This is a genomic window from Symbiopectobacterium sp. RP, assembly GCF_050472005.1.
Classification (GTDB): Bacteria; Pseudomonadota; Gammaproteobacteria; order Enterobacterales; family Enterobacteriaceae; genus Symbiopectobacterium.
In genome coordinates this window covers 2,474,500-2,500,677 of the sequence record NZ_JBGOGS010000001.1, presented here as the reverse complement: position 1 = coordinate 2,500,677, position 26,178 = coordinate 2,474,500, and the positions used below count along the sequence as shown (strand labels likewise).

Annotated in this window: 29 protein-coding genes and 6 pseudogenes; 20 read left to right on the top strand and 15 right to left on the bottom strand. The window is 49.4% G+C overall.

The window, feature by feature from the left end:
* The first annotated feature begins 95 nt into the window (after positions 1–95).
* From serC to ACD630_RS16555, 11 genes and pseudogenes are all read left to right on the top strand, one after another.
* Positions 96–1,181, top strand: coding sequence for a 3-phosphoserine/phosphohydroxythreonine transaminase (gene serC / locus ACD630_RS16605; protein ID WP_430359705.1), 1,086 nt, complete (start codon positions 96–98; stop codon positions 1,179–1,181).
* A 141-nt stretch (positions 1,182–1,322) separates the two neighbouring features.
* Complete coding sequence (gene aroA, locus ACD630_RS16600; RefSeq protein ID WP_430360105.1) at positions 1,323–2,609, top strand: 3-phosphoshikimate 1-carboxyvinyltransferase; 1,287 nt, start codon at positions 1,323–1,325, stop codon at positions 2,607–2,609.
* Positions 2,610–2,682: 73 nt separating this feature from the next.
* Positions 2,683–3,009: a hypothetical protein gene (locus ACD630_RS16595; protein WP_430359704.1), complete on the top strand. Its 327-nt coding sequence runs from the start codon at positions 2,683–2,685 to the stop codon at positions 3,007–3,009.
* Between the two features lie 2 nt (positions 3,010–3,011).
* On the top strand, positions 3,012–3,257 hold the full coding sequence (locus tag ACD630_RS16590) for a hypothetical protein (RefSeq protein WP_430359703.1): 246 nt from the start codon (positions 3,012–3,014) through the stop codon (positions 3,255–3,257).
* A complete protein-coding gene (locus tag ACD630_RS16585; protein ID WP_430359702.1) occupies positions 3,187–4,089 on the top strand; it encodes a hypothetical protein in 903 nt (300 codons plus the stop codon). The genes ACD630_RS16590 and ACD630_RS16585 overlap by 71 nt, the downstream gene beginning before the upstream one ends.
* 160 nt (positions 4,090–4,249) lie before the next feature.
* Entirely contained in the window at positions 4,250–4,939 is a 690-nt protein-coding gene (gene cmk, locus ACD630_RS16580) for a (d)CMP kinase (RefSeq protein WP_430359701.1), read from the top strand.
* Between the two features lie 123 nt (positions 4,940–5,062).
* Complete coding sequence (rpsA, locus tag ACD630_RS16575) at positions 5,063–6,736, top strand: 30S ribosomal protein S1 (RefSeq protein ID WP_430359700.1); 1,674 nt, start codon at positions 5,063–5,065, stop codon at positions 6,734–6,736.
* Positions 6,737–6,836: 100 nt separating this feature from the next.
* The gene (gene ihfB, locus ACD630_RS16570) at positions 6,837–7,121 is read left to right on the top strand and encodes an integration host factor subunit beta (protein WP_195312909.1); all 285 of its coding nucleotides are present in this window, start codon (positions 6,837–6,839) and stop codon (positions 7,119–7,121) included.
* Between the two features lie 643 nt (positions 7,122–7,764).
* The gene (locus tag ACD630_RS16565; RefSeq protein ID WP_430359699.1) at positions 7,765–7,890 is read left to right on the top strand and encodes a hypothetical protein; all 126 of its coding nucleotides are present in this window, start codon (positions 7,765–7,767) and stop codon (positions 7,888–7,890) included.
* Positions 7,891–7,947: 57 nt separating this feature from the next.
* Entirely contained in the window at positions 7,948–8,148 is a 201-nt protein-coding gene (locus ACD630_RS16560) for a reverse transcriptase domain-containing protein (RefSeq protein ID WP_430359698.1), read from the top strand.
* 77 nt (positions 8,149–8,225) lie between these two features.
* Positions 8,226–8,735, top strand: a pseudogene (locus ACD630_RS16555) (APC family permease); the annotation flags it as partial.
* Between the two features lie 50 nt (positions 8,736–8,785).
* Here ACD630_RS16555 and sbcB read toward each other — a convergent pair.
* Positions 8,786–10,216, bottom strand: coding sequence for an exodeoxyribonuclease I (gene sbcB / locus ACD630_RS16550; RefSeq protein ID WP_430359697.1), 1,431 nt, complete (start codon positions 10,214–10,216; stop codon positions 8,786–8,788).
* 180 nt (positions 10,217–10,396) lie between these two features.
* On the opposite strand from sbcB, the pseudogene ACD630_RS16545 reads away from it, so the two are divergent.
* The 3 genes and pseudogenes from ACD630_RS16545 to ACD630_RS16535 all read left to right on the top strand — a co-directional run.
* Positions 10,397–10,621: pseudogene (locus ACD630_RS16545) on the top strand (Arm DNA-binding domain-containing protein); the annotation flags it as partial.
* 35 nt (positions 10,622–10,656) lie between these two features.
* Positions 10,657–11,052 (top strand): IS630 transposase-related protein, encoded by a 396-nt coding sequence (locus ACD630_RS16540; RefSeq protein ID WP_430359696.1) that lies wholly within the window; start codon positions 10,657–10,659, stop codon positions 11,050–11,052.
* Complete coding sequence (locus ACD630_RS16535; protein ID WP_430360104.1) at positions 10,946–11,479, top strand: IS630 family transposase; 534 nt, start codon at positions 10,946–10,948, stop codon at positions 11,477–11,479. Before ACD630_RS16540 ends, ACD630_RS16535 begins: the two co-directional genes overlap by 107 nt.
* Positions 11,480–11,693: 214 nt before the next feature.
* Here the strand turns inward: ACD630_RS16535 and ACD630_RS16530 are convergent, their stop codons facing one another.
* Positions 11,694–11,873, bottom strand: a complete 180-nt coding sequence (locus ACD630_RS16530) for an IS630 transposase-related protein (protein WP_430358951.1) — start codon at positions 11,871–11,873, stop codon at positions 11,694–11,696.
* A gap of 435 nt (positions 11,874–12,308) precedes the next feature.
* The gene (locus tag ACD630_RS16525) at positions 12,309–12,605 is read right to left on the bottom strand and encodes a YciI family protein (RefSeq protein WP_430360103.1); all 297 of its coding nucleotides are present in this window, start codon (positions 12,603–12,605) and stop codon (positions 12,309–12,311) included.
* A gap of 137 nt (positions 12,606–12,742) precedes the next feature.
* Here ACD630_RS16525 and tonB point away from each other — a divergent pair, with 137 nt between their 5' ends.
* Positions 12,743–13,513: a TonB system transport protein TonB gene (gene tonB / locus ACD630_RS16520; protein ID WP_430360102.1), complete on the top strand. Its 771-nt coding sequence runs from the start codon at positions 12,743–12,745 to the stop codon at positions 13,511–13,513.
* 92 nt (positions 13,514–13,605) lie between these two features.
* Here tonB and yciA read toward each other — a convergent pair whose 3' ends face one another.
* The 4 genes and pseudogenes from yciA to ACD630_RS16500 all read right to left on the bottom strand — a co-directional run.
* Complete coding sequence (yciA, locus tag ACD630_RS16515; protein WP_430359695.1) at positions 13,606–14,034, bottom strand: acyl-CoA thioester hydrolase YciA; 429 nt, start codon at positions 14,032–14,034, stop codon at positions 13,606–13,608.
* Between the two features lie 27 nt (positions 14,035–14,061).
* The gene (locus ACD630_RS16510) at positions 14,062–14,616 is read right to left on the bottom strand and encodes a septation protein A (protein ID WP_430359694.1); all 555 of its coding nucleotides are present in this window, start codon (positions 14,614–14,616) and stop codon (positions 14,062–14,064) included.
* 182 nt (positions 14,617–14,798) lie between these two features.
* On the bottom strand, positions 14,799–15,551 hold the full coding sequence (locus ACD630_RS16505) for a YciC family protein (protein ID WP_430360100.1): 753 nt from the start codon (positions 15,549–15,551) through the stop codon (positions 14,799–14,801).
* A gap of 136 nt (positions 15,552–15,687) precedes the next feature.
* Positions 15,688–15,891, bottom strand: a pseudogene (locus tag ACD630_RS16500) (YkgJ family cysteine cluster protein); the annotation flags it as partial.
* 33 nt (positions 15,892–15,924) lie between these two features.
* Here ACD630_RS16500 and ACD630_RS16495 point away from each other — a divergent pair.
* The 3 genes from ACD630_RS16495 to ompW all read left to right on the top strand — a co-directional run bounded on the left by ACD630_RS16495 (position 15,925) and on the right by ompW (position 17,819).
* Positions 15,925–16,392 (top strand): IS630 transposase-related protein, encoded by a 468-nt coding sequence (locus ACD630_RS16495; RefSeq protein ID WP_430359693.1) that lies wholly within the window; start codon positions 15,925–15,927, stop codon positions 16,390–16,392.
* A gap of 189 nt (positions 16,393–16,581) precedes the next feature.
* Positions 16,582–16,926 (top strand): transposase, encoded by a 345-nt coding sequence (locus ACD630_RS16490; protein WP_430359692.1) that lies wholly within the window; start codon positions 16,582–16,584, stop codon positions 16,924–16,926.
* A gap of 254 nt (positions 16,927–17,180) precedes the next feature.
* The gene (ompW, locus tag ACD630_RS16485; protein ID WP_430359691.1) at positions 17,181–17,819 is read left to right on the top strand and encodes an outer membrane protein OmpW; all 639 of its coding nucleotides are present in this window, start codon (positions 17,181–17,183) and stop codon (positions 17,817–17,819) included.
* 320 nt (positions 17,820–18,139) lie between these two features.
* On the opposite strand, the pseudogene ACD630_RS16480 reads toward ompW, so the two are convergent.
* Both ACD630_RS16480 and ACD630_RS16475 read right to left on the bottom strand, forming a co-directional pair.
* Positions 18,140–18,319: pseudogene (locus ACD630_RS16480) on the bottom strand (transposase); the annotation flags it as partial.
* Positions 18,320–18,384: 65 nt separating this feature from the next.
* Positions 18,385–18,765, bottom strand: a pseudogene (locus ACD630_RS16475) (transposase); the annotation flags it as partial.
* Between the two features lie 41 nt (positions 18,766–18,806).
* On the opposite strand from ACD630_RS16475, the gene ACD630_RS16470 reads away from it, so the two are divergent.
* Both ACD630_RS16470 and ACD630_RS16465 read left to right on the top strand, forming a co-directional pair.
* Complete coding sequence (locus tag ACD630_RS16470) at positions 18,807–19,352, top strand: hypothetical protein (RefSeq protein WP_430359690.1); 546 nt, start codon at positions 18,807–18,809, stop codon at positions 19,350–19,352.
* Positions 19,353–19,964, top strand: coding sequence for a transposase (locus ACD630_RS16465; protein ID WP_430359689.1), 612 nt, complete (start codon positions 19,353–19,355; stop codon positions 19,962–19,964).
* Positions 19,965–20,011: 47 nt separating this feature from the next.
* Here the strand turns inward: ACD630_RS16465 and ACD630_RS16460 are convergent.
* The 6 genes and pseudogenes from ACD630_RS16460 to mnmA all read right to left on the bottom strand — a co-directional run.
* Positions 20,012–20,473, bottom strand: a pseudogene (locus tag ACD630_RS16460) (cupin domain-containing protein); the annotation flags it as partial.
* Between the two features lie 96 nt (positions 20,474–20,569).
* A complete protein-coding gene (gene phoQ / locus ACD630_RS16455; RefSeq protein WP_430359688.1) occupies positions 20,570–22,021 on the bottom strand; it encodes a two-component system sensor histidine kinase PhoQ in 1,452 nt (483 codons plus the stop codon).
* A gap of 2 nt (positions 22,022–22,023) precedes the next feature.
* Positions 22,024–22,704, bottom strand: a complete 681-nt coding sequence (phoP, locus tag ACD630_RS16450; protein WP_195313029.1) for a two-component system response regulator PhoP — start codon at positions 22,702–22,704, stop codon at positions 22,024–22,026.
* A 214-nt stretch (positions 22,705–22,918) separates the two neighbouring features.
* On the bottom strand, positions 22,919–24,289 hold the full coding sequence (purB, locus tag ACD630_RS16445) for an adenylosuccinate lyase (protein WP_430359687.1): 1,371 nt from the start codon (positions 24,287–24,289) through the stop codon (positions 22,919–22,921).
* A gap of 149 nt (positions 24,290–24,438) precedes the next feature.
* The gene (gene hflD, locus ACD630_RS16440; RefSeq protein WP_430359686.1) at positions 24,439–25,065 is read right to left on the bottom strand and encodes a high frequency lysogenization protein HflD; all 627 of its coding nucleotides are present in this window, start codon (positions 25,063–25,065) and stop codon (positions 24,439–24,441) included.
* 3 nt (positions 25,066–25,068) lie between these two features.
* The gene (gene mnmA, locus ACD630_RS16435) at positions 25,069–26,175 is read right to left on the bottom strand and encodes a tRNA 2-thiouridine(34) synthase MnmA (RefSeq protein ID WP_430360099.1); all 1,107 of its coding nucleotides are present in this window, start codon (positions 26,173–26,175) and stop codon (positions 25,069–25,071) included.
* Positions 26,176–26,178: the final 3 nt, after the last annotated feature.

The following is a 26,178-nucleotide window of genomic DNA, read 5'->3' as shown; positions in this document are numbered from 1 at the left end:
AAATAGCCAACGTGCTTGTTGCAAAAAATCATAATAGTCGTTGTAAAAACAGACAAAACGTTAAAAATAGTCGTACTAAACACGTGGTGAGGGAAATGACACAAGTTTTCAATTTTAGCGCCGGTCCAGCCATGCTGCCGGTTGAAGTGTTGCGTCGTGCCGAGCAAGAGTTGTTTAACTGGCGTGGGCTGGGAACGTCCGTAATGGAAATCAGCCACCGCAGTAAAGAATTTATGCAGGTGGCGGCGGAAGCCGAGCAGGATCTGCGCGATTTGTTAAAGATCCCCTCCAACTACAAAGTGTTGTTCTGCCAAGGGGGCGCGCGCGCGCAGTTTGCGGCCGTGCCACTCAATCTGCTGGGTGACAGCACTAAAGCTGACTATATCGACGGCGGCTATTGGGCGCACAGTGCGATTAACGAAGCAGAAAAATACTGCAAACCGAACGTTATTGACGTGAAAACCCTCATTGACGGCCTGCACGCCGCCAAACCGATGCGTGAATGGGCTCTGTCTGACTATGCCGCTTTTGTGCACTACTGCCCGAATGAAACCATTGATGGTCTGGCAATTGAAGAAACGCCTGACTTTGGCGACAAGATTGTGGTTGCTGACTTCTCCTCCAGCATCCTGTCCTGCCCGATCGATGTCAGCCGTTTCGGCGTGATTTATGCCGGTGCGCAGAAAAACATTGGCCCTGCCGGTTTAACCTTGGTTATTGTGCGCGATGACCTGTTGGGTAAATCCCGCAGCGTGCTGCCGTCGGTGTTGGATTACAAAACGCTGGCCGATAACGACTCCATGTACAACACGCCGCCGACCTTTGCCTGGTACCTTTCTGGCATGGTATTCAAATGGCTGAAAGAGCAGGGTGGCTTGGTGGAAATGGAAAAACGCAATCGCGAGAAAGCGGATCACCTTTACGGCGCTATCGATAGCAGCGATTTCTACCGTAACGACGTGCTGGCCGCCAACCGCTCACGCATGAATTTGCCCTTCCTGCTCGGTGATGACGCGCTGGATAAACTGTTCCTAGAAGAGTCTAAAGCGGCTGGGTTGCATGCGCTGAAAGGCCACCGCGTCGTGGGAGGGATGCGTGCGTCGCTGTACAACGCGATGCCGCTGGAAGGTGTACAGGCGCTGACTGCCTTTATGGCGGATTTTGAACGTCGCCACGGCTAATACCGCAGCGAGTAGCGCCGTGGTCTGCCCGCGGCGTTGCAGGTCGTACCGTTGCCGCAGAACGTAAAGCGGCAACTTGTTTCCAGTAAACCCCGGTGTGTACCGGGGTTTCTTATGTTGATGACCGGAGTTAAGAGTTACATGCAGGAATCCCTTACCCTACAGCCTATTTCCCTGATCGATGGCGTGATTAACCTTCCAGGTTCGAAAAGCGTCTCTAACCGTGCTTTGTTGCTGGCAGCATTGGCAACGGGGAGGACGCGTTTGAAAAACCTGCTCGATAGCGATGACGTTCGCCATATGCTGGACGCGTTGCAACTGTTAGGCGTGCAATATCAGCTTTCGCCCAGTCGCACCGAGTGCGACGTCACTGGTATTGGTGGACCGTTCAGCGTGTCGCAACCGTTAGAACTGTTTCTTGGCAATGCGGGCACGGCGATGCGTCCGCTGACCGCCGGGTTATGCTTGACGCAAGGCGATATTGTTTTGACCGGTGAGCCGCGTATGAAAGAGCGACCGATCGGCCATCTGGTAGATGGGTTGCGCCAAGGTGGCGCGACCATCGACTACCTTGAGCAGAACAACTATCCGCCATTGCGCCTGCACGGCGGTTTCCAGGGGGGTGAGATCGCTGTGGATGGCAGCGTCTCCAGCCAGTTCCTGACCGCGCTGCTGATGACAGCGTCGTTGGCGAGCAAAGACACCCGCATCAGTATCAAAGGCGATCTGGTGTCCAAGCCCTATATCGATATCACGCTGCGCATGATGAAAGATTTTGGCGTTGAGGTGCACAACGAAAATTACCAGTACTTCAGCCTACATGGCAACCAGCAATACCATGCGCCAAGTGAGTATCTGGTGGAAGGTGATGCCTCTTCCGCCTCCTATTTTTTGGCGGCGGCGGCCATTAAAGGTGGAACGGTCCGTGTCACGGGCGTTGGGCGCAACAGCGTGCAAGGCGATATCCGTTTTGCTGACGTGCTGGAAAAAATGGGTGCCATTATTCGTTGGGGGGATGAGTATATCGAGTGTCAGCGCAGTGAGTTGCATGCCATCGATATGGACATGAATCATATCCCCGATGCGGCCATGACGATTGCTACGACAGCGCTGTTTGCCGAAGGTGGCACCACGACGCTGCGCAATATCTACAATTGGCGCGTAAAAGAGACCGATCGTCTTGCGGCAATGGCGACTGAGCTGCGCAAAGTCGGTGCGACGGTGGAAGAGGGGAACGATTATATTCGTATTACGCCTGCCCCTCAGTTACGTTTTGCCGAGATCGGCACCTACAACGATCACCGTATGGCGATGTGTTTCTCGCTGGTGGCATTATCCGATACACCAGTGACCATTCTCGACCCCAAATGTACGGCAAAAACTTTCCCGGACTATTTTCAACAGTTGGCGCGTCTGAGCCACGGTTAATAATCAGACGGTAGTTGCACTTTCCCTGTAGGGCATAGGTATCTACACATCTTTTGCAATATCTGCTATTACGTTGCTGCATGATCTCAACTTATCCATCGGCGGGATTGATGCTCGCCTTAACAGGCGTTATCAGCGTCTGGTTAAGCAACACATGACTCCCGCAGCACCATTGGCGTCAGCCGTTAAAGACCTTGCCTGCGCGCAGAAAACAACATTCGCCACTACTCAGGCCGTTTGGCGTTTTTTTAATAATGAACGTATTAGCTTCAGTCAGCTCAATGAACCGATTATTTCGCTGGCTCTCCGGCAGGTTGCACTTAGCCCACATCCATACGCTCTCGTCGTTCACGACTGGTCTCATTTACAGTTTCGTACAATGGGAAAGAAGAACGTTTGAAAATGACGCATGGTGGCGACGTCGGTTATGAACTACAAACCTGCCTACTGGTTGATGCTGCAAATGGTTTATCAATAGCGCCCCTGTCTCAAACTCTAACCGATAGGGCGGGTTGTCGTTCAACGCTAACCGAGGGCTTGTCTGAGAGTCTGACTCATATAGCCAAACGACTTAAAAATGATTACAGCCAATGCCCTGATATGTGGCAAAAAAATACAGCTAATTGTTATCAAAATAATGTCGCTTAGCTATATGGATGCTTTGACGGCTGATATCGCCCGCGTTGAGTCTCTTGATACCGGGAAGAAGTTAGTTCATCTCATTGACCGTGAAGGTGACTCTATCGGGCATATGCGCACATTAAGCTCCCAGGGAATATGTTGGCTTATCTGGGGAAAGGAAGGGCATCGGGCCGAGTGGGGCGGTGACACCCGTAAAATTGGTGAAATTGCAGACGATCTGCCATTTATCGCAAACGGACAGGTTGGCTGGAAAGGGAAAAAAGCCAATATGGAGATCGGGGAAACATCCGTGATCATAACGCGAACAGCAAAACCGAAGCGGAAAGACAAGAGCACCGGACGGCGAGTGAAAGTTCAGCCAGGCGTAGCTCTGACACTCAGATTAGTTGTGGTTCGCCTTACCGATACTCACGGTAAATTTATCGGACGCTGGACGCTGCTCACAAACGTTAGCAACGAGATCACCAGCGCGGAAGTCGCTCGCTGGTATTACTGGCGCTGGGGTATTGAATCCTTTTTTAAGCTGCTGAAAGGTGCCGGTCATGATGTAGAAAAATGGCTTCAGCGCAGTGCTGGTGCCCTGCTACGCAGGTTATTGATAGCTAGCATGGCATGTGTGCTGGTATGGCGGCTGCAACGCGTTGAAGGAGACGACAATGCGGCAGCCCGTCAGTTAATTTGCCGATTATCCGGACGACAACAAAAACGAGGGCGTAAAGAAAGCGCCCCAGCGCTGCTTGCCGGACTATCCATCCTGCTAAATACCTTGACGTTATTAGCAGACTATACCCCGGAAGAACTTGCCCACTTCGTTATGGTGGTTTTTAACCCTTTATGATGTGTAGATACCTATGCCCGCCCTCAGTTTTACAAGGCATCTTCTGAAATTTTATCTTTCTCCGGGTGTTAGGCTAACGGTTTTGCTCGTTGGCGCGTATAATGAGGCACCGTAAGTCGTAACAGACCTCGCGCTTGATCGGAGTAAATAGGAGAAATAGATGGCGGTAACGGCACCGGTAATAACGGTTGATGGGCCGAGTGGCGCAGGCAAGGGAACGCTGTGCAAGGCGTTGGCAGAAACATTGCAGTGGAATTTGTTGGACTCGGGCGCGATTTATCGCGTGCTCGCCTTGGCTGCCTTACATCATCAGGTTGATATCGGTTCGGAAGAAGCGTTAGTGCCGCTGGCGTCGCACCTTGACGTGCGTTTCGTTGCTGAAGACGGGCAATTGAAAGTGATTCTGGAAGGTGAGGACGTCAGTAACGAAATTCGTAATGAAACGGTCGGTAACACTGCCTCGCAGGCGGCCGCTTTTCCGCGTGTAAGAGAAGCCTTATTGCGTCGGCAGCGTGTGTTTCGCGAAGCGCCGGGACTGGTCGCGGACGGCCGCGATATGGGTACGGTGGTGTTCCCCGATGCGCCTGTGAAGATTTTTTTGGATGCCAGCGTGGAAGAACGTGCACAACGACGTATGCTACAGTTGCAGGAAAAAGGCTTTAATGTTAACTTTGAGCGCCTTTTGTCCGAGATAAAAGAACGGGATGTGCGCGATCGGGGTCGTCCAGTAGCACCGTTAGTCCCTGCCACAGACGCGCTGGTGTTGGATTCGACCGATATGTCTATTGATGACGTTATTGCGAAATCGCTCAGTTATGCGCGTGAAATCCTTGCTCAATCACAGAGTTGATTGAGGCGCGGTGTAGCATTGTTTTTTTAACCTTGTTGTAAGGATAACAGCAGGGCATGTGAAACAACCCCATCAAGCAGGATGCCAGATGGACGTTAAATTTAAACCCTTAAGATTAACAACATGACTGAATCTTTTGCTCAACTCTTTGAAGAATCGCTGAAAGAAATCGAAACTCGTCCGGGTTCCATCGTTCGCGGTGTTGTCGTTGCTATTGATAAAGATGTCGTACTGGTTGACGCCGGTCTGAAATCTGAATCTGCCATTCCGGTAGAACAATTCAAAAACGCACAAGGCGAACTTGAAATCCAGGTGGGTGACGGAATCGACGTTGCCTTGGACGCGGTAGAAGACGGTTTCGGCGAGACCCTGCTGTCTCGTGAGAAAGCGAAACGCCACGAAGCTTGGCTGATGCTGGAAAAAGCCTACGAAGAAGCTGCGACCGTTACCGGTGTTATCAACGGTAAAGTGAAAGGCGGCTTCACGGTTGAACTGAACGGCATCCGTGCGTTCCTGCCGGGTTCTTTGGTTGACGTCCGCCCGGTTCGCGACACGCTGCACTTGGAAGGCAAAGAGCTTGAGTTTAAAGTGATCAAGCTGGATCAGAAACGCAACAACGTTGTCGTTTCCCGCTGTGCCGTTATTGAATCCGAGAACAGCGCTGAGCGGGATCAACTGCTGGAAAACCTACAAGAAGGCATGGAAGTTAAAGGTATCGTTAAGAACCTCACTGACTACGGTGCATTCGTTGACCTGGGTGGCGTTGATGGTCTGCTGCATATCACTGATATGGCGTGGAAACGCGTTAAGCATCCGAGCGAAATCGTCAATGTTGGCGATGAGATCACTGTGAAAGTGCTGAAGTTCGACCGCGAACGTACTCGTGTGTCCTTGGGCCTGAAACAGCTGGGCGAGGATCCGTGGGTTGCTATCGCTAAGCGCTACCCGGAAAACACCCGTCTGACCGGTCGTGTGACCAACCTGACTGATTACGGCTGCTTCGTAGAAATCGAAGAAGGAGTTGAAGGTCTGGTACACGTATCTGAAATGGATTGGACCAACAAAAACATCCATCCGTCCAAAGTGGTTAACGTGGGCGACGTGGTTGAAGTTATGGTTCTGGATATCGACGAAGAACGTCGTCGTATCTCCCTAGGCCTGAAACAATGCAAATCCAACCCGTGGCAGCTGTTCGCTGAAACCCACAACAAGGGTGACCGCGTAGAAGGTAAGATCAAGTCTATCACTGACTTCGGTATCTTCATCGGTCTGGATGGCGGTATCGATGGTCTGGTACACCTGTCTGACATCTCTTGGAACGTGGCTGGCGAAGAAGCCGTTCGCGAATATAAGAAAGGTGACGAAATCGCCGCTGTTGTTCTGCAAGTTGACGCAGAGCGCGAGCGTATCTCCTTGGGCGTTAAGCAACTGGCGGAAGACCCGTTCAATAACTATCTGTCACTGAACAAAAAAGGTGCGATCGTAACGGGTAAAGTCACTGCTGTTGACGCAAAAGGTGCTACAATTGAATTAGCAGATGGCGTTGAAGGTTACCTGCGTGCTTCTGAAGCATCTCGTGACCGTGTAGAAGATGCTACGCTGGTTCTGAACGTAGGCGATGAAGTTGAAGCCAAATACACTGGTGTTGATCGTAAAAACCGTGTTGTAAGCCTGTCTGTACGTGCGAAAGACGAAGCGGATGAGAAAGACGCTATCGCTGCCGTAAACAACAAACAGGAAGAAGGTAACTTCTCCAGCGCAATGGCTGAAGCGTTCAAAGCAGCTAAAGGCGAGTAATAGGGTGGGGTGAGTCGGCCATGAGGTTGACTCATTTTGTTACGGTAGTAAGTCAATCGTGGCTATCCAATATTGATATAACCACGCACTTGGAGGAATTATGACCAAGTCTGAACTGATCGAAAGACTTGCTGGACAGCAATCTCATATCCCGGCCAAGGTGGTTGAGGATGCAGTGAAAGAGATGCTCGAGCAGATGGCGGCAACGCTGGCTGATGGTGATCGCATTGAGATCCGAGGGTTCGGCAGTTTCTCACTTCACTACCGTGCACCACGCGTTGGGCGCAATCCGAAAACCGGTGAAAAGGTGGAGCTGGAAGGTAAATACGTTCCCCATTTCAAACCAGGTAAAGAACTGCGCGATCGTGCAAATATTTATGGCTGATGATATGCCGAGATAATCTGCACAAAACACCGTGGTATTACTTGCAATAGACTGTAATATCTAGCTTTTTAGAAAGGCACCTGTAAAAAGGTGCTTTTTTATGTGTGCCGGGCATGCCCGACAGCTTGGGGGTGAAAGTCCCCTGTACAGCCTGATGGTGGCGAAGGACTAGCGAAGTGCAAGGGCGTCATCGCGAGGTGGAGTCTGAAGGAAGCGTGGAGCAAAGCCATGACCTGACGAACAGAAACCTGATACAAGGCTCATCCGATCGGCAGAGCGAGCATATGATCGCGAAGGCCATAACCATCAAGGGTCGAGTGAGTAAATCAGGCAGGTGTGTGGTGAAGGGGGGCGGGCTTACCCCGGGAGGTCTGCATAGCGTCCTGCATTCAGGACTGAGCTCATCGTGAGGTGCGCTGATCGCTATGCAGAAGTCAACAGAGGGTATAGTAGGGGAAACCTGAAGGCCCGAACAGTGATGAGTGGCGAGTATCGCCGGAGGTTCCGAACGGTCATGCAGCAGAAAACGCAATGCGACCCCGATGAGAGCAGAAGGGGTGAAGCCCCGACTCCTGCCCCATCAGGGGCTGAAACCGTCCAGACACAACCGGAGCGGGAAAGCCCGTCGTCCGGGGATAGTCTCATGGAGGTTATCCTCAACCAAGAAAATCTGAAGCAGGCGCTGAAAAGAGTAAAAGCCAACAAAGGCGCGCCGGGTGTGGACGGAATAAGCGTGAGCGAACTCCCCGACCATCTGAAACACCAGTAGCCGGAACTGCGGAGTAACCTGCTGGCTGGCAGATACAAACCTCAGCCCGTCCGCAGGGTGGACATACCGAAACCCGGGGGAGGAACCCGACAACTGGGAATCCCGACGGTAATGGACAGGTTCATCCAGCAGGCAGTGATGCAGGTGCTGCAAAGCCAGTGGGATCCGACCTTCAGTGAAAGCAGCTATGGGTTCTGCGTTGGCAGGTCAGCGCATCATGCGGTGAAGCGAGCAAAGAGATATAGCCAACCGACTTAAAAATGATTACAGCCAATGCCCTGATATGTGGCAAAAAAATACAGCTAATTGTTATCAAAATAATGTCGCTTGGCTATACCGTACTGCCTTCCGGTATGGCCGCGCATGCGGGGGTGTCTCGCCTGATGTATGTCATGGGACGTGATGGCGTGTTCCCAGAACGTTTCTTCTGCTATATCCACCCGCAATGGCGTACGCCGTCGCTGAACGTACTGCTGGTCGGTGTGGTGGCGCTCTCTGCGGTCTCATTCGATCTTGAAGTGGCAACGGCGTTGATTAACTTTGGTACGCTGGTGGCATTTACCTTTGTTAACCTGTCGGTGATTTCGCAGTTCTATCTGCGTGAAGGCCGTAACCGCACGCTGAAAGACACCTTCCATTATCTGGTGCTGCCGCTGTTAGGCGCATTGGCTGTGGGGGCGCTGTGGCTCAATCTGGAGAAGAGCTCCATGACGTTGGGGCTGATCTGGGCGTCTATTGGCCTGATCTACCTAGCGTTTGTGACACGCACTTTCCGTGAGCCGGTGCCCAGTGCAGCGAAGAGCTGCTGTGAAAATATAGCGGTTAACAGCACGGTTCGACCCTGAGCCGGTTCACGATGTGAACCGGCTTTTTTGTCTTTAACACCGTAAAAAAATCAGCCGACCAAGGTCTGTGTATAGACGAATAGGGCTTTTAGTAACTCGGCTTTACGCTTGTCGTCTTTGTGCTTAGCATAAAGTTCTTGTAAATATGAGACATAGTCTTGAAGACGTTCAGGTGTGAATAGCACTTTGCGGTGCTGTAACCAACGCTGTTGCTCACTGTCATCCAAGGTGCCAGGAAAGTTTCTTGCGCGATAACGGAATAATAAGTGCGCGATGCGATTGTCATTAAATGACAGATCCAACGCAGGCAGGTTCTTTGCTGCCGTCTGCTGAATAATGTTCATGGCAGCCCGATCGGCATCGCCAAAAAAACCATCGTATAACCGCATATCCACGTCACTGTCCGGCGTAAAGGGCGGCGCATCGGCATAGAGCTCCACCACTTTTTCGCGAAGATCGCTGCGTTGACGTAACACCGCCAAGTTATCGAGACAACGCTGGCGATCGATCCCCAGTCGAGCTGCATCTTCTGGGCGAAGCGTGTTGGCGGGGGCCAGCACCGGGCATTTATTGATATGCACCAGTTTGACAGGGGCCGGGCTTTGCTCGGGAGCCAGACGCTCACGCGGGGTATAGAGCCGTTCACGGAGCGCATCAGCATCCAGTTCAAGCAGTGGGGTGATATCACCGGCCAGATCGCACAGGATCACCGCATTGCGATTTTCCGGGTGCCAGGCCAGCGGCACCACCCAGCTGGTATTGCCACGCGCCGCGCCAAACATCCCGCTGACATGTACCAGCGGTTTCATTTGGGGAATATCGATAAGCTGACTGACCTTGTTTTTATTGCGCAGCGCAAACAGATACTGGAACAGTTTCGGCTGGGCTTGCTTAAACAACTTCGCCATGGCAATGGTGGCATACACATCGGACATGGCATCGTGGGCGTGTTCGTGCGCGACGCCATTGGCCTGTGTCAGGTGCTCTAGGCGAAAGCTGGGCAAGCCGTCATCATTTAGCGGCCACTCGATGCCGTCCGGGCGCAAAGCGTAGCAAGCGCGCAGTGCATCCAACAAATCCCAGCGAGAATTGCCATGTTGCCAACTGTACGCATAGGGATCGTAGAAATTGCGGTAGAAAATGTTGCGGCTCACCTCATCGTCGAAGCGAATATTGTTGTACCCCATGATGCAGGTGTTCGGCACGCTGAAGGCGGCATGAATCTGGCGCGCGAATCCCGCTTCGCAAACCCCTTTGGCTTGGGCGAGTTGCGGCGTAATGCCGGTGATCAGCACCGCTTCCGGTTCGGGCAGGTAGTCATCCGTGGGCTGGCAGTAAATCACCAGCGGCTCACCAATGATATTGAAGTCCATATTGGTACGCACACCGGCAAACTGTGCCGGGCGATCGCGGGCAGGGTGTTTACCGAAGGTTTCATAATCATGGATAAAAAACGTGGGTTGTATTGATGTGTCGCCCATTGTCTTATTAATTGCTCTCATGCGTCATTTTGTCTATTACAACCAGTATATTACATCGATTTAATGCCTTGCTTTGTCCTACTCTGTACCTGAAAACATTAAATTGCATTTGCTAGTCCGATGGTATTTGTGTACATAATCGGTACACATTCCAATTTACCGTGTGTACACAATACTATCATGGCCCTCAGTGACACAAAACTGCACTCATTACTTGGAAAATCACAAGGATCACGAACAGAACTAACGGACGGTGATGGCCTATCCGCTAGGATATCACCAAAGGGCTCTATAGCCTTTCAGTTTCGCTACCGATGGAACGGCCAGCCTCAGCGCTTAACAATAGGAAAGTACCCGGCTATACCCCTGAAAGATGCCCGAGTCCTTGTTGGTGAACTACGGCTACAGCTAAACGACTCAATTTTGATTATATTATTTAAATGAGCTATTCAATTGATTTTAGACGTAAAGTGATATCTACACGGGAAGAAGAAGGGTTGAGTATCCGAGAAACAGCGAAGCAATTTCGGATTGGCCCTGCCTCTGTATCGCGTTGGATTAATCAAATAGCGTCAAAAGCATCGACCACGCGTCAGCGAAAGATCGATAAATCCGAGTTGATAAAAGATGTTGAACCATATCCAGATGCTTACCAAAAAGAACGTGCAGAGCGTTTTGGCGTTTGCCAGAAGGCCATTTTGCACGCTCTTAAAAAGCTGGGATTGACCTATAAAAAAACGCTACGTCATCCGAAAGCCGACGGAAGCGCCCGGCAAGCATTTCAACAAAAAATACAACAGTATGAAAAAGAAGGTAAACCCATTGTTTTTTATTGATGAAAGTGGTTTTCCACACGATACACCACGGACTCACGGCTATTCCCCAAAAGGTCAACGGTGTTTTGGCCTGAAGAACGGGGGAGCCAAGGGAAGAACAAATGTTATCGGCGCTTTATTAGGCACCACGCTGTTTGCTATCGGATTATTTGATATCAATATTAACAGCGATGTTTTCTATTCCTGGGTCACACAAGTCCTTATCCCAGTACTCCCTAAAAACAGGGTAATCGTGATGGACAATGCAACTTTTTACAAAAAACATAATATTCAACAAGTCATCATCGATGCAGGGTATATGGTGGAGTATTTGCCTACATATTCGCCAGATCTTAACCCCATTGAGCATAAATGGGCACAAGCAAAAAGCAAAAAAAGAGAGAGTGGTTGCGATACAGAGATTTTGTTCTCAGTCCATATGGTGTAGGCTTTGTTGAATAAATAGAACTTTTGGGTAATTATCGGAGCAGATCAACACAGTTGTGACTTTGTTGAATAATAGTGAATCATGCTGTTTTGCCAGCTAGTTTTGGTAGAAAATGCTTGCCACCTCAGGTTTACAGTTTTCTTATGAGGCCTAACTGCATGATTTTGCGTTGCGAGGATCTGTCGTTTCACCGGGGGTGCAGCATAAAATATGTTTATTCAACAAAGCCGATCTTTCGCTGACGCGTGGTCGATGCTTTTGACGCTATTTGATTAATCCAACGCGATACAGAGGCAGGGCCAATCCGAAATTGCTTCGCTGTTTCTCGGATACTCAACCCTTCTTCTTCCCGTGTAGATATCACTTTACGTCTAAAATCAATTGAATAGCTCATTTAAATAATGCAATCAAAATTAAGTCGTTTAGCTATAATCGATCGTTGGCCGTGATATCGCGCTGTACCTAGCTCATGGTGTTAGAAATAATTGCGATCGACATCAGCTGTAGCAGCGAAAACAAACCGATGATCAGCAATAACCCCAAAAAAATGCTGGGTCGGAATCTGCGGAGCAATGTCCCTTTTCCCTTCAGAAACGCGAATCGTGGTAGCATAAGTCCTAGCTCTCAATTAACAAGAGTCAGTACCATAGCATTGTTAACTGACTATATTATTTCAGCTTTTTCTTTCCGCTACTGATATTTTTCAAATTAACTGAAATAAACACGGCGTTTAAATACAGCAGGTAATACAGCAAAAACACGTTAAATCGTGCGTTTTTGCTGCATCTTAAATGCTGTCTTAAACAAAATAACCGTTGGTAATACAGGGTTAAAACACCTTTTTGAAGGGTTTTACGATTACGCTGTGATACACGCCTGCGGCCACGTAAGGATCGGCATCAGCCCAGCGCTGTGCATCGGTCAGTGAGGGAAATTCGGCAATAACCGCGGAACCGGTAAATCCAGCATCACCGGGGGTTTCACTATCAACGGCGGGGAGTGGACCTGCTGTAAGCAGCCGACCTTCATCGCGCAAGGTTTGCAAGCGTGCCAAATGGGCAGGGCGTGCAGCCAGACGATTTGACAATGAACTAGGAACGTCCTGAGCAAAAATGATGTACAACATCTTATAATCCTCAAGGGAATAGTGTGAAAACACCATCATACTCTGCCCGTGGTTTTTTTAACAAAGTATCGGGTTCTTATTGAATATGATTGCTATTTGCATTTAAACTTGGGCGGCTAAGAGGACAACGAAAAATTATGCCGCAAACAACTTTATTAGGAATTCGCCGCCAATCATGGTCTTTTTTACTTTCTGTTGGCGCTCATGGTGGATTAATCGCCGTATTGTTATACGCATCGTTTAATGACGCACTTGAACTTCCTAAGGCGACGAAGCCGATCAGCGTCGTGATGGTCGCACCTGCTGCGACGGAAGCGGCACCCGCACCGCAGGCTGCACAGCCTGAGCCGGAACCAGAACCACAGGTCGAAGCAGTGAAACAACCTGAGCCAGAGCCGGAACCTTTGCCGCAGCCTGTCGCGATCCCGTTGCCTGAGCCAAAGCCAGAACCGAAACCTAAGCCGAAACCGAAATCGAAAACGGAGCCGGTGAAGAAAAAGGTCGAGCAACCGAAGAAGACGCAAGAGAAGGCTGATGAGAAACAGCCACCCTCGCCGTTTACCTCAGAGGATGCCAGCAAAACCCGTGACAATGCGCCTGTACGTCAAGCTCCGGCACCGTCTGCCTCGGTGCAGTCGTCAGGAGCGCGCCCGTTGAGCCGCGCGCAACCGCAGTATCCAGCACGCGCGTTTGCACTGCGCGTGGAAGGCAGGACAACGCTTCAGTTTGACGTGGATAGTGAAGGGCGAGTAGACAATATCCGCGTGCTGAACGCACAGCCGCGCAATATGTTTGAACGCGATATTCGTCAGGCAATGCGTAAATGGCGTTACGAAGCGGGAAAACCGGGTAAAGATTTGCAGGTCACCATCATCTTTAAAATTGATGCTGGCGCCGTGGTTGAATAAATCCGCCGCTGCACATCAATAAAAAAAGAACCGCAATTGCGGTTCTTTTTTTGTCCAAGGCCCGTGACGTTAATGGGTGGTCAGGGGTGTTCCTAGGCCGGGTCGGGGGCGGTAAAGTAGCTTTTTCCGGCCGGTAATTCGCATGGGTGACCCGCTTCGTCCACTGCAACATAGGTGAAAAGCGCCTGAGTTGTGCGGTAACGTTGCCCGATGGGGGCAGTAGAAACCTTCTTCACCCACACTTCCACATTGATATCCAATGAACTGCGCCCGGTGCGCAGACAGCGGGCATAGCAGCAAACCACATCACCGACGGCGACAGGTTTGAGGAAGCTCATGCCGTCAACACGCACCGTGACAACGCGCCCTTCGGCAATCTCTTTCGCCATGATGGCACCGCCAATGTCCATTTGCGACATTAGCCAACCACCAAAGATATCGCCATTGGCATTAGTATCAGCGGGCATAGCCAGCGTGCGCAGAACCAGCTCACCGTGAGGTGCAGTTTGAGTAGTACTCATCGTCGTCTCAGGTTAACGTTTAAAGGATTACTGTTTGCTTTCGTTATTATTCTGCTCAGGTGGCAGATGGCGATAGATGTAAACGCCACAGGCCAGTGTAAACAACAAGGTGAGCCCTGTCAGCCCGAATACCTTGAAGTTCATCCATAGACCTTCTGACAACCAGAACGCAACATAGATATTGAGCAGTCCGCAGGCAATGAAGAACAGCGCCCAAGCGCAATTCAGCTTACGCCAAACCGGTTGCGGCAGCGTAATCTCTTTGCCCAACATACACTGAATCAGCGATTTGTTGAAAAACCACTGACCGATCAGTAACGCACCGGCGAACAACGCATAAATGATCGTCACTTTCCATTTGATGAATTCGGGGTTATGAAAATAGATAGTCAGCCCGCCGAACACCGCCACCAACACCACGGTGACCAGCATGGTTTTTTCTACCTTGCGGAATTTGTACCAGCTGTAGAGGAACGCAGCGAGTGTGGCAGCGATCAGCGCACCGGTTGCCCAAAAGATATCGTGCAATTTGTATACGACGAAAAAAATAACTAAAGGTAAGAAATCAAGAAGTTGCTTCATTATATCAACCTATTACAACGCGAGGTGCCAAAGATTAACTACATTCACCCGTAGGCGATCATCTGCTGCTGATTGTCATTATCCTTGATTGTGCCATCCGCTTCCTGTTTTATCGTAAGAATTTGCAGAACATTACTTTTCTGTTAATCAAACATGCCGCCCACAGACGGCATGTTTGCGCATTATTGACGTAGCAACATATACAGACGGAAAAGATAGATCAAAAAGATGGCAGAGATCAGGTTGCTTACCCCGTTCATCAGAATTGCCATGCTGGTCGGCGATGCCAGCGGCAAACGCGCAACCAGCATCAGTAGGGCAACTTTAGCCAATAACCAAAAAAGTACGGAGGGGGCAACCAGCTTCAGATTGCTATAAGCGAGCTTTGCGCTGAGGCGGATGGAGGCGAAAACGCTTTTATTCTCAACCGCTGCGATCACCGGTGACATACTCACTGCTATGGCCAGCAACACCCCCGGCACAATTAACAGCAGCATGCCCAGTTGCACCAAAATGGTACCCACCAGAATCAAAAAGAACAGCCGTGGCAGCAACGGAGCGGAACCACCAATCGCGCGCAGCGCACTGGTGGGTTGTCCGGCAGAAACCTGCCTTACCAGCGTCAGCACGCCGCCAGTCAGCAAGGCATTGCCGACCAGTGCTGCAAAGGTGCTGGCAGCGGAAACTTTGAGCAGCACCATCTGCTGCTCGGGCGTCATTTGTTGAATCAGGTCATGCAACCCTAACTGACCGCTGCTGGAGAGATCGCCGCTGACATTACTCAATAGCTGTAACTGTTCAGGTGCCGGTATCAATACTTGATTTAACATGACAGTAATGACCGCCGTGAGCAATGACAGCAACAACAGGCCGATAAGTTGGTTACGCGTAAAATTCATAGTGTCACGGTAGAGGGTACCGGCCGTGATAGACATGAAGGCTCCTTGGCTATTCAACAGTGAAAACGACGCGTCAGCGCGCCCAATGATCCACATTGTAACCTGTTACCTCAAAAGGTTGCACCTTGCTGCACGTCTGAAAAGGGTATTCGCTGCAATTTTATTCGGCAGGTTACAGCGGGGGCAAGCCATAGCGGGCTCTGGCACGATTGCAGTCATCATTTTCCTCCCCGTTCTCTCCAGAGCGTAAAAACTCACGGTATGGCGAGAGAGGCTGTGAATAGATGTTGCAACTGACTGCCTGACCGATCTCACCTTCCAGCGCAGCACAACGACAGTGAGCCTTGCTGTTGGTGCCCTGCATACAACGAATATAGATAAACGACTTAATTTTGATTACATTATTTAAATGAGCTATTCAATTGATTTTAGACGTAAAGTGATATCTACACGGGAAGAAGAAGGGTTGAGTATCCGAGAAACAGCGAAGCAATTTCGGATTGGCCCTGCCTCTGTATCGCGTTGGATTAATCAAATAGCGTCAAAAGCATCGACCACGCGTCAGCGAAAGAGCGATAAATCCGAGTTGATAAAAGATGTTGAACCATATCCAGATGCTTACCAAAAAGAACGTGCAGAGCGTTTTGGCGTTTGTCAGAAGGCCATTTGGCAAGCTCTTAAAAAGCTGGGATTGACCTATAAAAAAACGCTACGTCATCCTAAAGCCGACGAAAGCGCCCGGCAAGCATTTCAACAAAAAAACAACAGTATGAAAAAGAAGGTAAATCTATTGTTTTTATTGATGAAAGTGGTTTTCCACACGATACACCACGGACTCACGGCTATTCCCCAAAAGGTCAACGGTACTTTGGCCTGAAGAACTGGGGAGCCAAGGGAAGAACAAATGTTATCGGGCTTTGTTGAATAATAGTGAGTCATGCTGTTTTGCCAGCCATTTTTGGTATAAAATGCTTGTCACCTCAGGTTTACAGTTTTCTTATGAGGCCTAACTGCATGATTTTGCGTTGCGAGGATCTGTCGTTTCACTGGGGGTGCAGCATAAAATATGTTTATTCAACAAAGCCACGTTATCGGCGCGTTATTAGGCACAACGCTGTTTGCTATCGGATTATTTGATATCAATATTAACAGCGATGTTTTCTATTCCTGGGTCACACAAGTTCTTATCCCAGTACTCCCTAAAAACAGGGTAATCGTGATGGACAATGCAACTTTTCACAAAAAACATAATATTCAACAAGTCATCATCGATGCAGGGTATATGGTGGAGTATTTGCCTACATATTCGCCAGATCTTAACCCCATTGAGCATAAATGGGCACAAGCAAAAAGCAAAAAAAGAGAGAGTGGTTGCGATACAGAGATTTTGTTCTCAGTCCATATGGTGTAATCAAAATTAAGTCGCTTGGCTATAGCGCCAGTGATTGATCGCCGTGAAGGTGCAGAATTAACCTGCGCACTAAATGCGCGTTGAATTGAAAATTGATGCAGATCAATTTTAGGTTTTTTAAGTAGTTAGCGCATCTTGATGTGTTTAGAATTTCGCTTTTTTAGCACAAAAGTTGTGATCTGGCTTAAAACAAGAATACCTACTTAGAGGTATTCTTCGCTCAACTTTAAACCATATAAAGGGAGTGGGTAATAATGAAAAAAACGTCTTTGGCTCTACTCGTCGCAACGTTGCTGCCTGTCTTCGCTCAGGCGCATCAAGCTGGTGATTTTATTGTGCGTGCAGGAACGGCTACCGTGCGCCCGAATGCGGGTGGTGATACGGTGCTTAACGTCAGCTCTTTCAAAGTCGATAACGATACGCAGTTGGGGCTGACGTTCAGCTACATGGTCACCGACAACATTGGCGTGGAGTTGCTGGCTGCAACCCCGTTTACACACAATGTTGGATTGCAAACCATCGGTAATATCGCGCAGGTCAGCCATCTGCCGCCTTCATTGATGGCGCAGTATTATTTCCGAGATGCAAAAGACAAACTGCGTCCTTATCTTGGTGTCGGTATCAACTACACCATGTTCTTTGATAAGAAATTCAACGATCGCGGTAAGAATCTGGGGTTAGGGCTGAGCGATCTTAGAGTGAAAAATTCCTGGGGTGTGGCGGCACAGGCTGGGTTGGATTATAACCTGGACAATAACTGGCTGATTAATACTTCAGTCTGGTGGATGAATATTGATACCGATGTGCGTTTTAATTCTTCATTGGGCCCACAATCGATCAGTACCCGTCTCGATCCCTTTACCTTTATGTTTGGTGTTGGCTATCGTTTTTAATATAGTCATAACATGATGTTAACAATTATATCTGAGGCGCTTTCGAGCGCCGTATTTATTTCAAGATAAACTATCACTCACTAAATTATATATTCTGCTGGCACAAAAAAACGGCGGGTATTAATCCGCCGTTTTTCAACACAGGGTAAAACCAACCAATAAGGCTAACGCAATAAACGGTTAGCGATTATAGCCAAGCGACTTAATTTTGATTACACCATATGGACTGAGAACAAAATCTCTGTATCGCAACCACTCTCTCTTTTTTTGCTTTTTGCTTGTGCCCATTTATGCTCAATGGGGTTAAGATCTGGCGAATATGTAGGCAAATACTCCACCATATACCCTGCATCGATGATGACTTGTTGAATATTATGTTTTTTGTGAAAAGTTGCATTGTCCATCACGATTACCCTGTTTTTAGGGAGTACTGGGATAAGAACTTGTGTGACCCAGGAATAGAAAACATCGCTGTTAATATTGATATCAAATAATCCGATAGCAAACAGCGTTGTGCCTAATAAAGCGCCGGTAACATTTGTTCTTCCCTTGGCTCCCCAGTTCTTCAGAAGTGAGCGTCAAGGCGGTCACCGAACTCGATAATAAAGCGACTCATTGCCATACGCCAGTCCTGTAAGGGCATCGTCCATTTCTGTGATGCCCCTTGGATTGCCAGCCATACAACCTTCTTCACCGAGTCATCAGTCGGGAACACCTTGCGTTTCTTGATTGCATGCCGGAGCACGCTGTTCAGTGATTCTATAGCGTTCGTCGTGTAGATTACCTTGCGAAGTTCCTAGGGGTACGAGAAGAATGTCGACAGGTTGGCCCAGTTTGACTGCCAGCTCCGGCTTATCTGCGGATAGCGGTGATCCCATGTCCCACCGAACGTCTCCAGCGCCTGAAGCGCGGCCTCTTCGGTTGGAGCATGATACACTGCTTTGAGGCATAGGTATCTACACATCTTTTGCAATATCTGCTATTACGTTGCTGCATGATCTCAACTTATCCATCGGCGGGATTGATGCTCGCCTTAACCGGCGTTATCAGCGTCTGGTTAAGCAACACATGACTCCCGCAGCACCATTGGCGTCAGCCGTTAAAGACCTTGCCTGCGCGCAGAAAACAACATTCGCCACTACTCAGGCCGTTTGGCGTTTTTTTAATAATGAATGTATTAGCTTCAGTCAGCTCAATGAACCGATTATTTCGCTGGCTCTCCGGCAGGTTGCACTTAGCCCGCATCCATACGCTCCCGTCGTTCACGACTGGTCTCATTTACAGTTTCGTATCCACAATGGGAAAGAAGAACGTTTGAAAATGACGCATGGTGGCGACGTCGGTTATGAACTACAAACCCGCCTACTGCTTGATGCTGCAAATGGTTTACCAATAGCGCCCCTGTCTCAAACTCTAACCGATAGGGCGGGTTGTCGTTCAACGCTAACCGAGGGCTTGTCTGAGAGTCTGACTCATATGGATGCTTTGACGGCTGATATAGCTAAACGACTTAATTTTGATTACATTATTTAAATGAGCTATTCAATTGATTTTAGACGTAAAGTGATATCTACACGGGAAGAAGAAGGGTTGAGTATCCGGGAAACAGCGAAGCAATTTCGGATTGGCCCTGCCTCTGTATCGCATTGGATTAATCAAATAGCGTCAAAAGCATCGACCACGCGTCAGCGAAAGAGCGATAAATCCGAGTTGATAAAAGATAGTGGTTTTCCACACGATACCCCACGGACTCACGGCTATTACCCAAAAGGTCAACGGTGTTTTGGCCTGAAGAACGGGGGAGCCAAGGGAAGAACAAATGTTATCGGCGCTTTATTAGGCACAACGCTGTTTGCTATCGGATTATTTGATATCAATATTAACAGCGATGTTTTCTATTCCTGGGTCACACAAGTCCTTATCCCAGTACTCCCTAAAAACAGGGTAATCGTGATGGACAATGCAACTTTTCACAAAAAACATAATATTCAACAAGTCATCATCGATGCAGGGTATATGGTGGAGTATTTGCCTACATATTCGCCAGATCTTAACCCCATTGAGCATAAATGGACACAAGCAAAAAGCAAAAAAAGAGAGAGTGGTTGCGATACAGAGATTTTGTTCTCAGTCCATATGGTGTAATCAAAATTAAGTCGCTTGGCTATAATCGGCTCGAACGGATCAACCTAGAGAAGGTCCGGGTGAGGGCCGTGCTGCTTCATGGGGATCTTTTCCCCGACGCGCCAGCGGCGCTGACCGGTTCCCTGAATGTCGATATGCGGCCCTACGCCGCCGCCCGGTACAGAGAATGAGATCATCAAATCATCGGTACGCCAGTCGGGAATATGACGAAACGGGCGTATCAGTGCCGCTGAGGCATCATGCCAATGGTCAACGGCCTGTACCAGCAAGGAGCAGTTGTGTTCACCTAAATGATCAAAGCTGTCGAAAGGATCGTGGCTGACTTGCCATTTACCTGCATCGTGGCTGACTAAACGGCTGTCAACTTCGTTTTCCATTGCCAGCCCGGTAAGTTCATCGGGCGATATGGGATCGATAAAATCGGTAAAACCCTGTTTGATCACCACAGGGCGTTTTTGCCAGTAATTCGCCATGAAAGATGGCCAATCGAGATTCAGTTGATAATCCATACCATATGTTCCAACAAAGGGGGGCTGTAAGAGTATAACCATTTCAGCGTCGGAGTTGCAGCACTGAGCGGTTGTGCGATGAGAACAAGGTCGAGGTTAATCAGGATGTGGATGCTGGCGGCCGAAAATGGTTTCAACGCGGGCACCACCAAGGACACTGTCGGTGATGATAATTTCCCCTTCGTATTGCTCGATAATATCCAGCGCGACAGAGAGTCCAATACCCTGACCGGGGCGCAGCGTATCAGCCCGTTGACCACGTTGGAAAATCATTTCACGTTGGCTGCGTAGTATGCCGGGGCCATCATCGTCGATCAGTAAATGCAGGCGATGATCCGAATACTGTGCGCTCACTTCAACAAACTCAAGGCTGTATTTGCAGGCGTTGTCGAGCACGTTACCCAGCACTTCCATAAAGTCGTTTTTTTCGCCGACAAAGGTCAATTCAGGGGAAATATCCAATGTGATAACGACGCCTTTTCGCTGATACACTTTGTTTAGCGCGGAACACAAGCCATCAAGCAATGCAGGAACGGAGTGCACTTCACGCAGCAGCAGGTTGTGTTCATAACGCATACTCGCGCGATGCAGGTAGTAGCCTATCTGTTGTGAGATACGGCTGATTTGCGCCAGCATCACCGGTTCTACCTGCTCGATATGTACTTCTTTATCCGTGCGCAGCGCACGTAATGTGGTTTGTAGCACGGCAAGAGGCGTTTTTAGGCTATGCGTTAGATCAGTTAGCGCCGTGCGGTATTTTTGATAACGCTTACGTTCGTTATTGAGCAGAATATTGAGGTTGCGTACCAGGCTATAAAGTTCGCGTGGTGGATTCTCATCAAGCTGTTCACGGGTGCCATTTTCCAAATCGGCAACCTGTTCCGCCAGCGTCTTGATCGGGTGCAAGCTCCAGTGGGCGGCGAGCCAGAGCAAAGGCAGTACCAGCAGTAAATTGGCGATAAAAACATAGCTAAACCACTCCCAGACCATATCTGCCTGTTGCAGTTCTTGGGGGATTTTATCAATCACGACAATGGTCAGCGCAGGCAGACTTTCTGTGGCAGGGTAGGTATTGACGGCGATGGAGTGGGTAAACGGTGTTTCTTCAACCTTGCTGCTAAAGCGGGTCAGCTTACTGAGGACCTGAGCATCGCCTTTGAGTTCCGCGCTGCTGGTCTGGGTGTTGGTATCAAGTTCGTGGTAATCAGTTTTTGCCAGCCACTCGGGTTTGATCAGCGCTTCAAGTTCCGGTACTTCACGTTCGCGCCAGAGAATTTTGCCGTCCTGATCGTAAATCAGCACCAGCGTGGGATAGCTTATATCCATGTCGGACGGCATGGTGACGCTAAGCTGATGGTCCTTCCACTGCGCCAGACGGTAAAACAGGTTGCTTTCACCGCGAAGCAAACGGAATGATGCTTTATCGAAACTTACGCTATAGCCAATAATAGCGACGGCCCCATAAGACAGCGACAGGGCCAGCACTATAGCGACAGCAGCAAGCAGAAAACGGACACGTAAGGAGAATGGCTGTCTTTTTACACGCATAGCTATGAAGAGGCGACCAAATCAAAACGATAGCCTTGGCCTCGTACGGTAGTGATGACGTCGGCATCATACACCAGTTGCAATTTTTTGCGCAGACGTCCCATCAACACATCAATAGTGTGGCTTTCACGCAATTCTGCATCAGGGTAAAGTTGCAGCATGAGTGACTCCTTGCTGACCACCTTACCGTTGTTACGAATCAGCGTTTCAATAATCGTGTATTCAAATGCAGTGAGCTTAATCGGCGTACCCGCCACCATTAATTCACGACGCGACAGATCAATTTCGAACGGCGGTAAACTGATTAACTGGGAAGCTAGGCCGCTGTTACGTCGCATCAGCGCCTGCATACGGGCAACGACTTCCTCGAGATGAAAGGGTTTCGTTACATAGTCATCAGCACCGGCTTCAAGTACGGCGACTTTATCCTGCCAACTTTCTCGTGCTGTCAGCACCAGAATGGGCAGCTTCACTTGCTGATTGCGCCAACGGCGAATCAGCGTCATACCATCTTCAACGGGCAATCCCAAGTCCAGAATAGCGATATCAGGGGCATGTTCATGCAGGAAATAATCTGCTTCTTTAGCATCGGCAGCCGCATCAACCTGATGGCCCATTTCTTTCATCTGAACGGTGAGGTGATGGCGCAGCAACACATTATCTTCAACAACCAGTACGCGCATGACTTTATCCTTCATTGAACTAGACGATCCGGGCTATGCCTCCTAATTCTAACAAAAAAAGCAGAATTGAGCATTGGCGGTGGCGATGTGAATTATCCACAATCGCAGTAAACTAAATGTAAACAAACGTCGAGGGAATGGAGAAAAAGCCTAACGCGAATCAATAATCAATCGCAAAGTAGGTACGAGGGGCGGTTACCTCCGTACTTACACGTTATTTTAACGTGTCTACCAGCGTCACCGCGTGACCAATATAGGTTGACGGCGTCATAGATTTTAGGCGTGTTTTTTCTTCTTCAGGGAGTTCTAGGCCGTCAATAAATGCCTGGATGCCTGCACCGTCAACGCGTTTTCCACGTGTCAGTTCTTTCAGTTTCTCGTAAGGTTTCTCAATACCATAACGGCGCATGACCGTTTGGATAGGTTCTGCCAGCACTTCCCAGTTGTTGTCCAGTTCATCCAGCAGACGGTCGCGGTTCACTTCCAGTTTGCTGATGCCCTTCAGTGTCGCTTGATAAGCGATTAACGCATAACCGATACCCACGCCTAAATTACGAAGTACGGTGGAATCGGTCAAATCGCGCTGCCAGCGCGACACCGGCAACTTGGTTGCCAAATGGCTCAGTACGGCATTGGCCAGTCCCAGATTGCCTTCGGAGTTTTCGAAGTCGATCGGGTTCACCTTGTGCGGCATTGTGGAAGAACCAATTTCACCCGCGATGGTTTTCTGCTTGAAGTGATTCAGTGCGATATAACCCCAGATATCCCGATCGAAATCGATCAGAATGGTATTGAAGCGGGCTACGCAGTCAAACAGTTCCGCGATGTAGTCGTGCGGTTCAATCTGTGTGGTGTAGGGATTCCACTGAATACCCAGCGAGGTGACGAAGCTTTCGCTGAATGCATGCCAATCCAGCGTAGGATAAGCGGCCAAATGGGCGTTGTAGTTACCCACTGCGCCATTGATTTTGCCAAGAATTTCGACCTGTTGCAGTTGGCGATATTGTCGTTCCATGCGGTAAAACACGTTAGCAAACTCTTTGCCGATGGTCGATGGCGTTGCGGGCTGGCCGTGAGTGCGGCAGAGCAGGGGAATGTCGCGATACTGCTGTGCCAACGTTTTAAGGGCATCAATAAGTTGACGCCAGAACGGCAGAATGACATCACGGCGTGCGCAATCCAGCATCAAGGCGTGAGATAGGTTGTTAATATCTTCTGACGTGCAGGCGAAATGGATAAATTCATTGACCGCATGTAGACTAGGGACCGCAGCGACTTTTTCCTTCAGAAAATACTCGACTGCTTTAACATCATGATTGGTCGTGCGTTCGATGGTTTTGATACGCGCGGCGTCAGTTTTATTGAATTCTGCGACAATCTTATCAAGGAAAGCGTTTGCGTCGGCGTCAAATGCAGGAACTTCCTTGATTTTTGCACAGGCTGCCAATTTTTGCAGCCAGCGGACTTCAACCTGCACACGAAATTTCAGTAAACCAAATTCACTGAAAATAGCGCGTAACGTGCTGACTTTATCACCGTAGCGACCATCAATCGGGGACACGGCGGTCAGTGAGGATAATTCCATCGCAAGCAACTCCTAGGGTGTATTTATCAAAGTATAGGTTTAACAACACATAAATAAAAAAACGATAGCATCAGCAACGTTTAGGCGTTGTGATGATACATGGGGGGCCTCAGCGCCGTTTATTTATGTCGCAAGCGGCCGCCCATGGATTAGCAACGGGCCAGTATCTGTTTGGCTTCTTTTACCGAACGAGCACGAGAAAACATCAGCTGTAAACGTCCACCGCCGACCTGTTGCCACAGTACAGCCGCACGGATACCAGCCAGCAGCGCGGCGCGCACTTTGGCCTGCACTTGTGCATTTTTGAGCACTTCCGGGGAACCGGTTACCTGAATTCGTGGGCCCAGTGCGCTGATGACATCGACATCAATGCCAGCCAGAGCACTGATAATCGTCTCTGACATCAGCTCAAAATGTTCGAGTTGGCGTGATAGTTGGCTAATACGGTTACCCAATTCGTCGAGCGCTGCGCTATTACCGCTTAACTTGTGCTCAAGGGCAATCAAACTAAAGGCATAGCGGGATAATTCTGCGCCTACGCCCTTGGCGCTGCTGTTTAAAATTCCCAGCAAGGTTTCCAATCCGACCTTTACGTTACGCTCATCGCCACCGAATACTGCCACGGTAGAGCCGGGATTCATATCCAACGAGCTGTTGAGTGAGGTTTGCAGTACGTCATTATCGCAGTGACCATGGTGCGCCAGCTCTTGAACAAGATGGGCAGATTGGCAAACGCCCGCCAGAGCCAGCGTGATGTCCTGATAATTTTTAGCCACAGGCTACTCCTGTACTCGTTCTTCGATGATGCCACCGCCAAGACAAACCTCTCCCTGATAAAACACCGCAGATTGACCCGGTGTGACGGCAGCAACCGGTGCATCAAAACGAACGCTGATGCGTTCGCTATCCAGTGGGGTTACCGTACAGGGAATATCTTCCTGACGATATCGTGTTTTCACGACACAGCGGAAAGGTTCAAGGCGCGGTTGGCGATCGACCCAATGCAGTTGTTGCGCGATAAGTCCCTGTGACATCAGGCGTGGATGATTGTGTCCTTGCGCAACATACAGAATATTATTCGTGACGTCTTTATCAACCACATACCAGGGATCTTCGCTGCCCTCTTTAACACCACCGATGCCTAGTCCTTTGCGCTGTCCCAGAGTGTGGTACATCAAGCCCTGATGCTGCCCAATGGGTTTGCCGTCATCGACAGACAGGATAGGTCCCGGCTGTACAGGCAAGTAGCGCGCCAGAAAATCTCGGAATTTGCGTTCACCGATAAAACAGATACCGGTGGAATCTTTCTTTTGCGCGGTTGCCAGACCAAGGCGTTCTGCGATACGACGCACCTCAGGTTTTTCCAGTTCTCCCACCGGGAACAGGCTTTGCGAGATTTGCTGGTGGCTAAGTGTGTAAAGGAAATAACTTTGATCTTTGTTGCGGTCTTTTCCGCGCAACAAACGCGTGGCACAGCCGCTGTCATGGCGACGAACATAGTGGCCAGTAGCGATATAGTCGGCCCCGAGATCTTCAGCGGCAAACTCCAAAAATGCTTTGAATTTTATCTCGTTGTTACACAGGATATCAGGGTTGGGTGTGCGGCCTGCTCGGTATTCCGCCAGAAAATGTTCAAAAACATTATCCCAATATTCTGCAGCAAAATTGACGGTGTGCAGCACAATGCCCAATTTGTCGCATACAGCTTGTGCGTCGGCCAGATCGGTAGCGGCAGAGCAATACTCCGTATCATCGTCTTCCTCCCAGTTCTTCATGAACAGGCCTTCAACCTGATAGCCCTGTTGCTGTAACAGGTAGGCGGAAACGGAAGAATCGACACCGCCGGACATCCCGACAATGATTTTTTTCTGGCTGTTATCTGACATGGG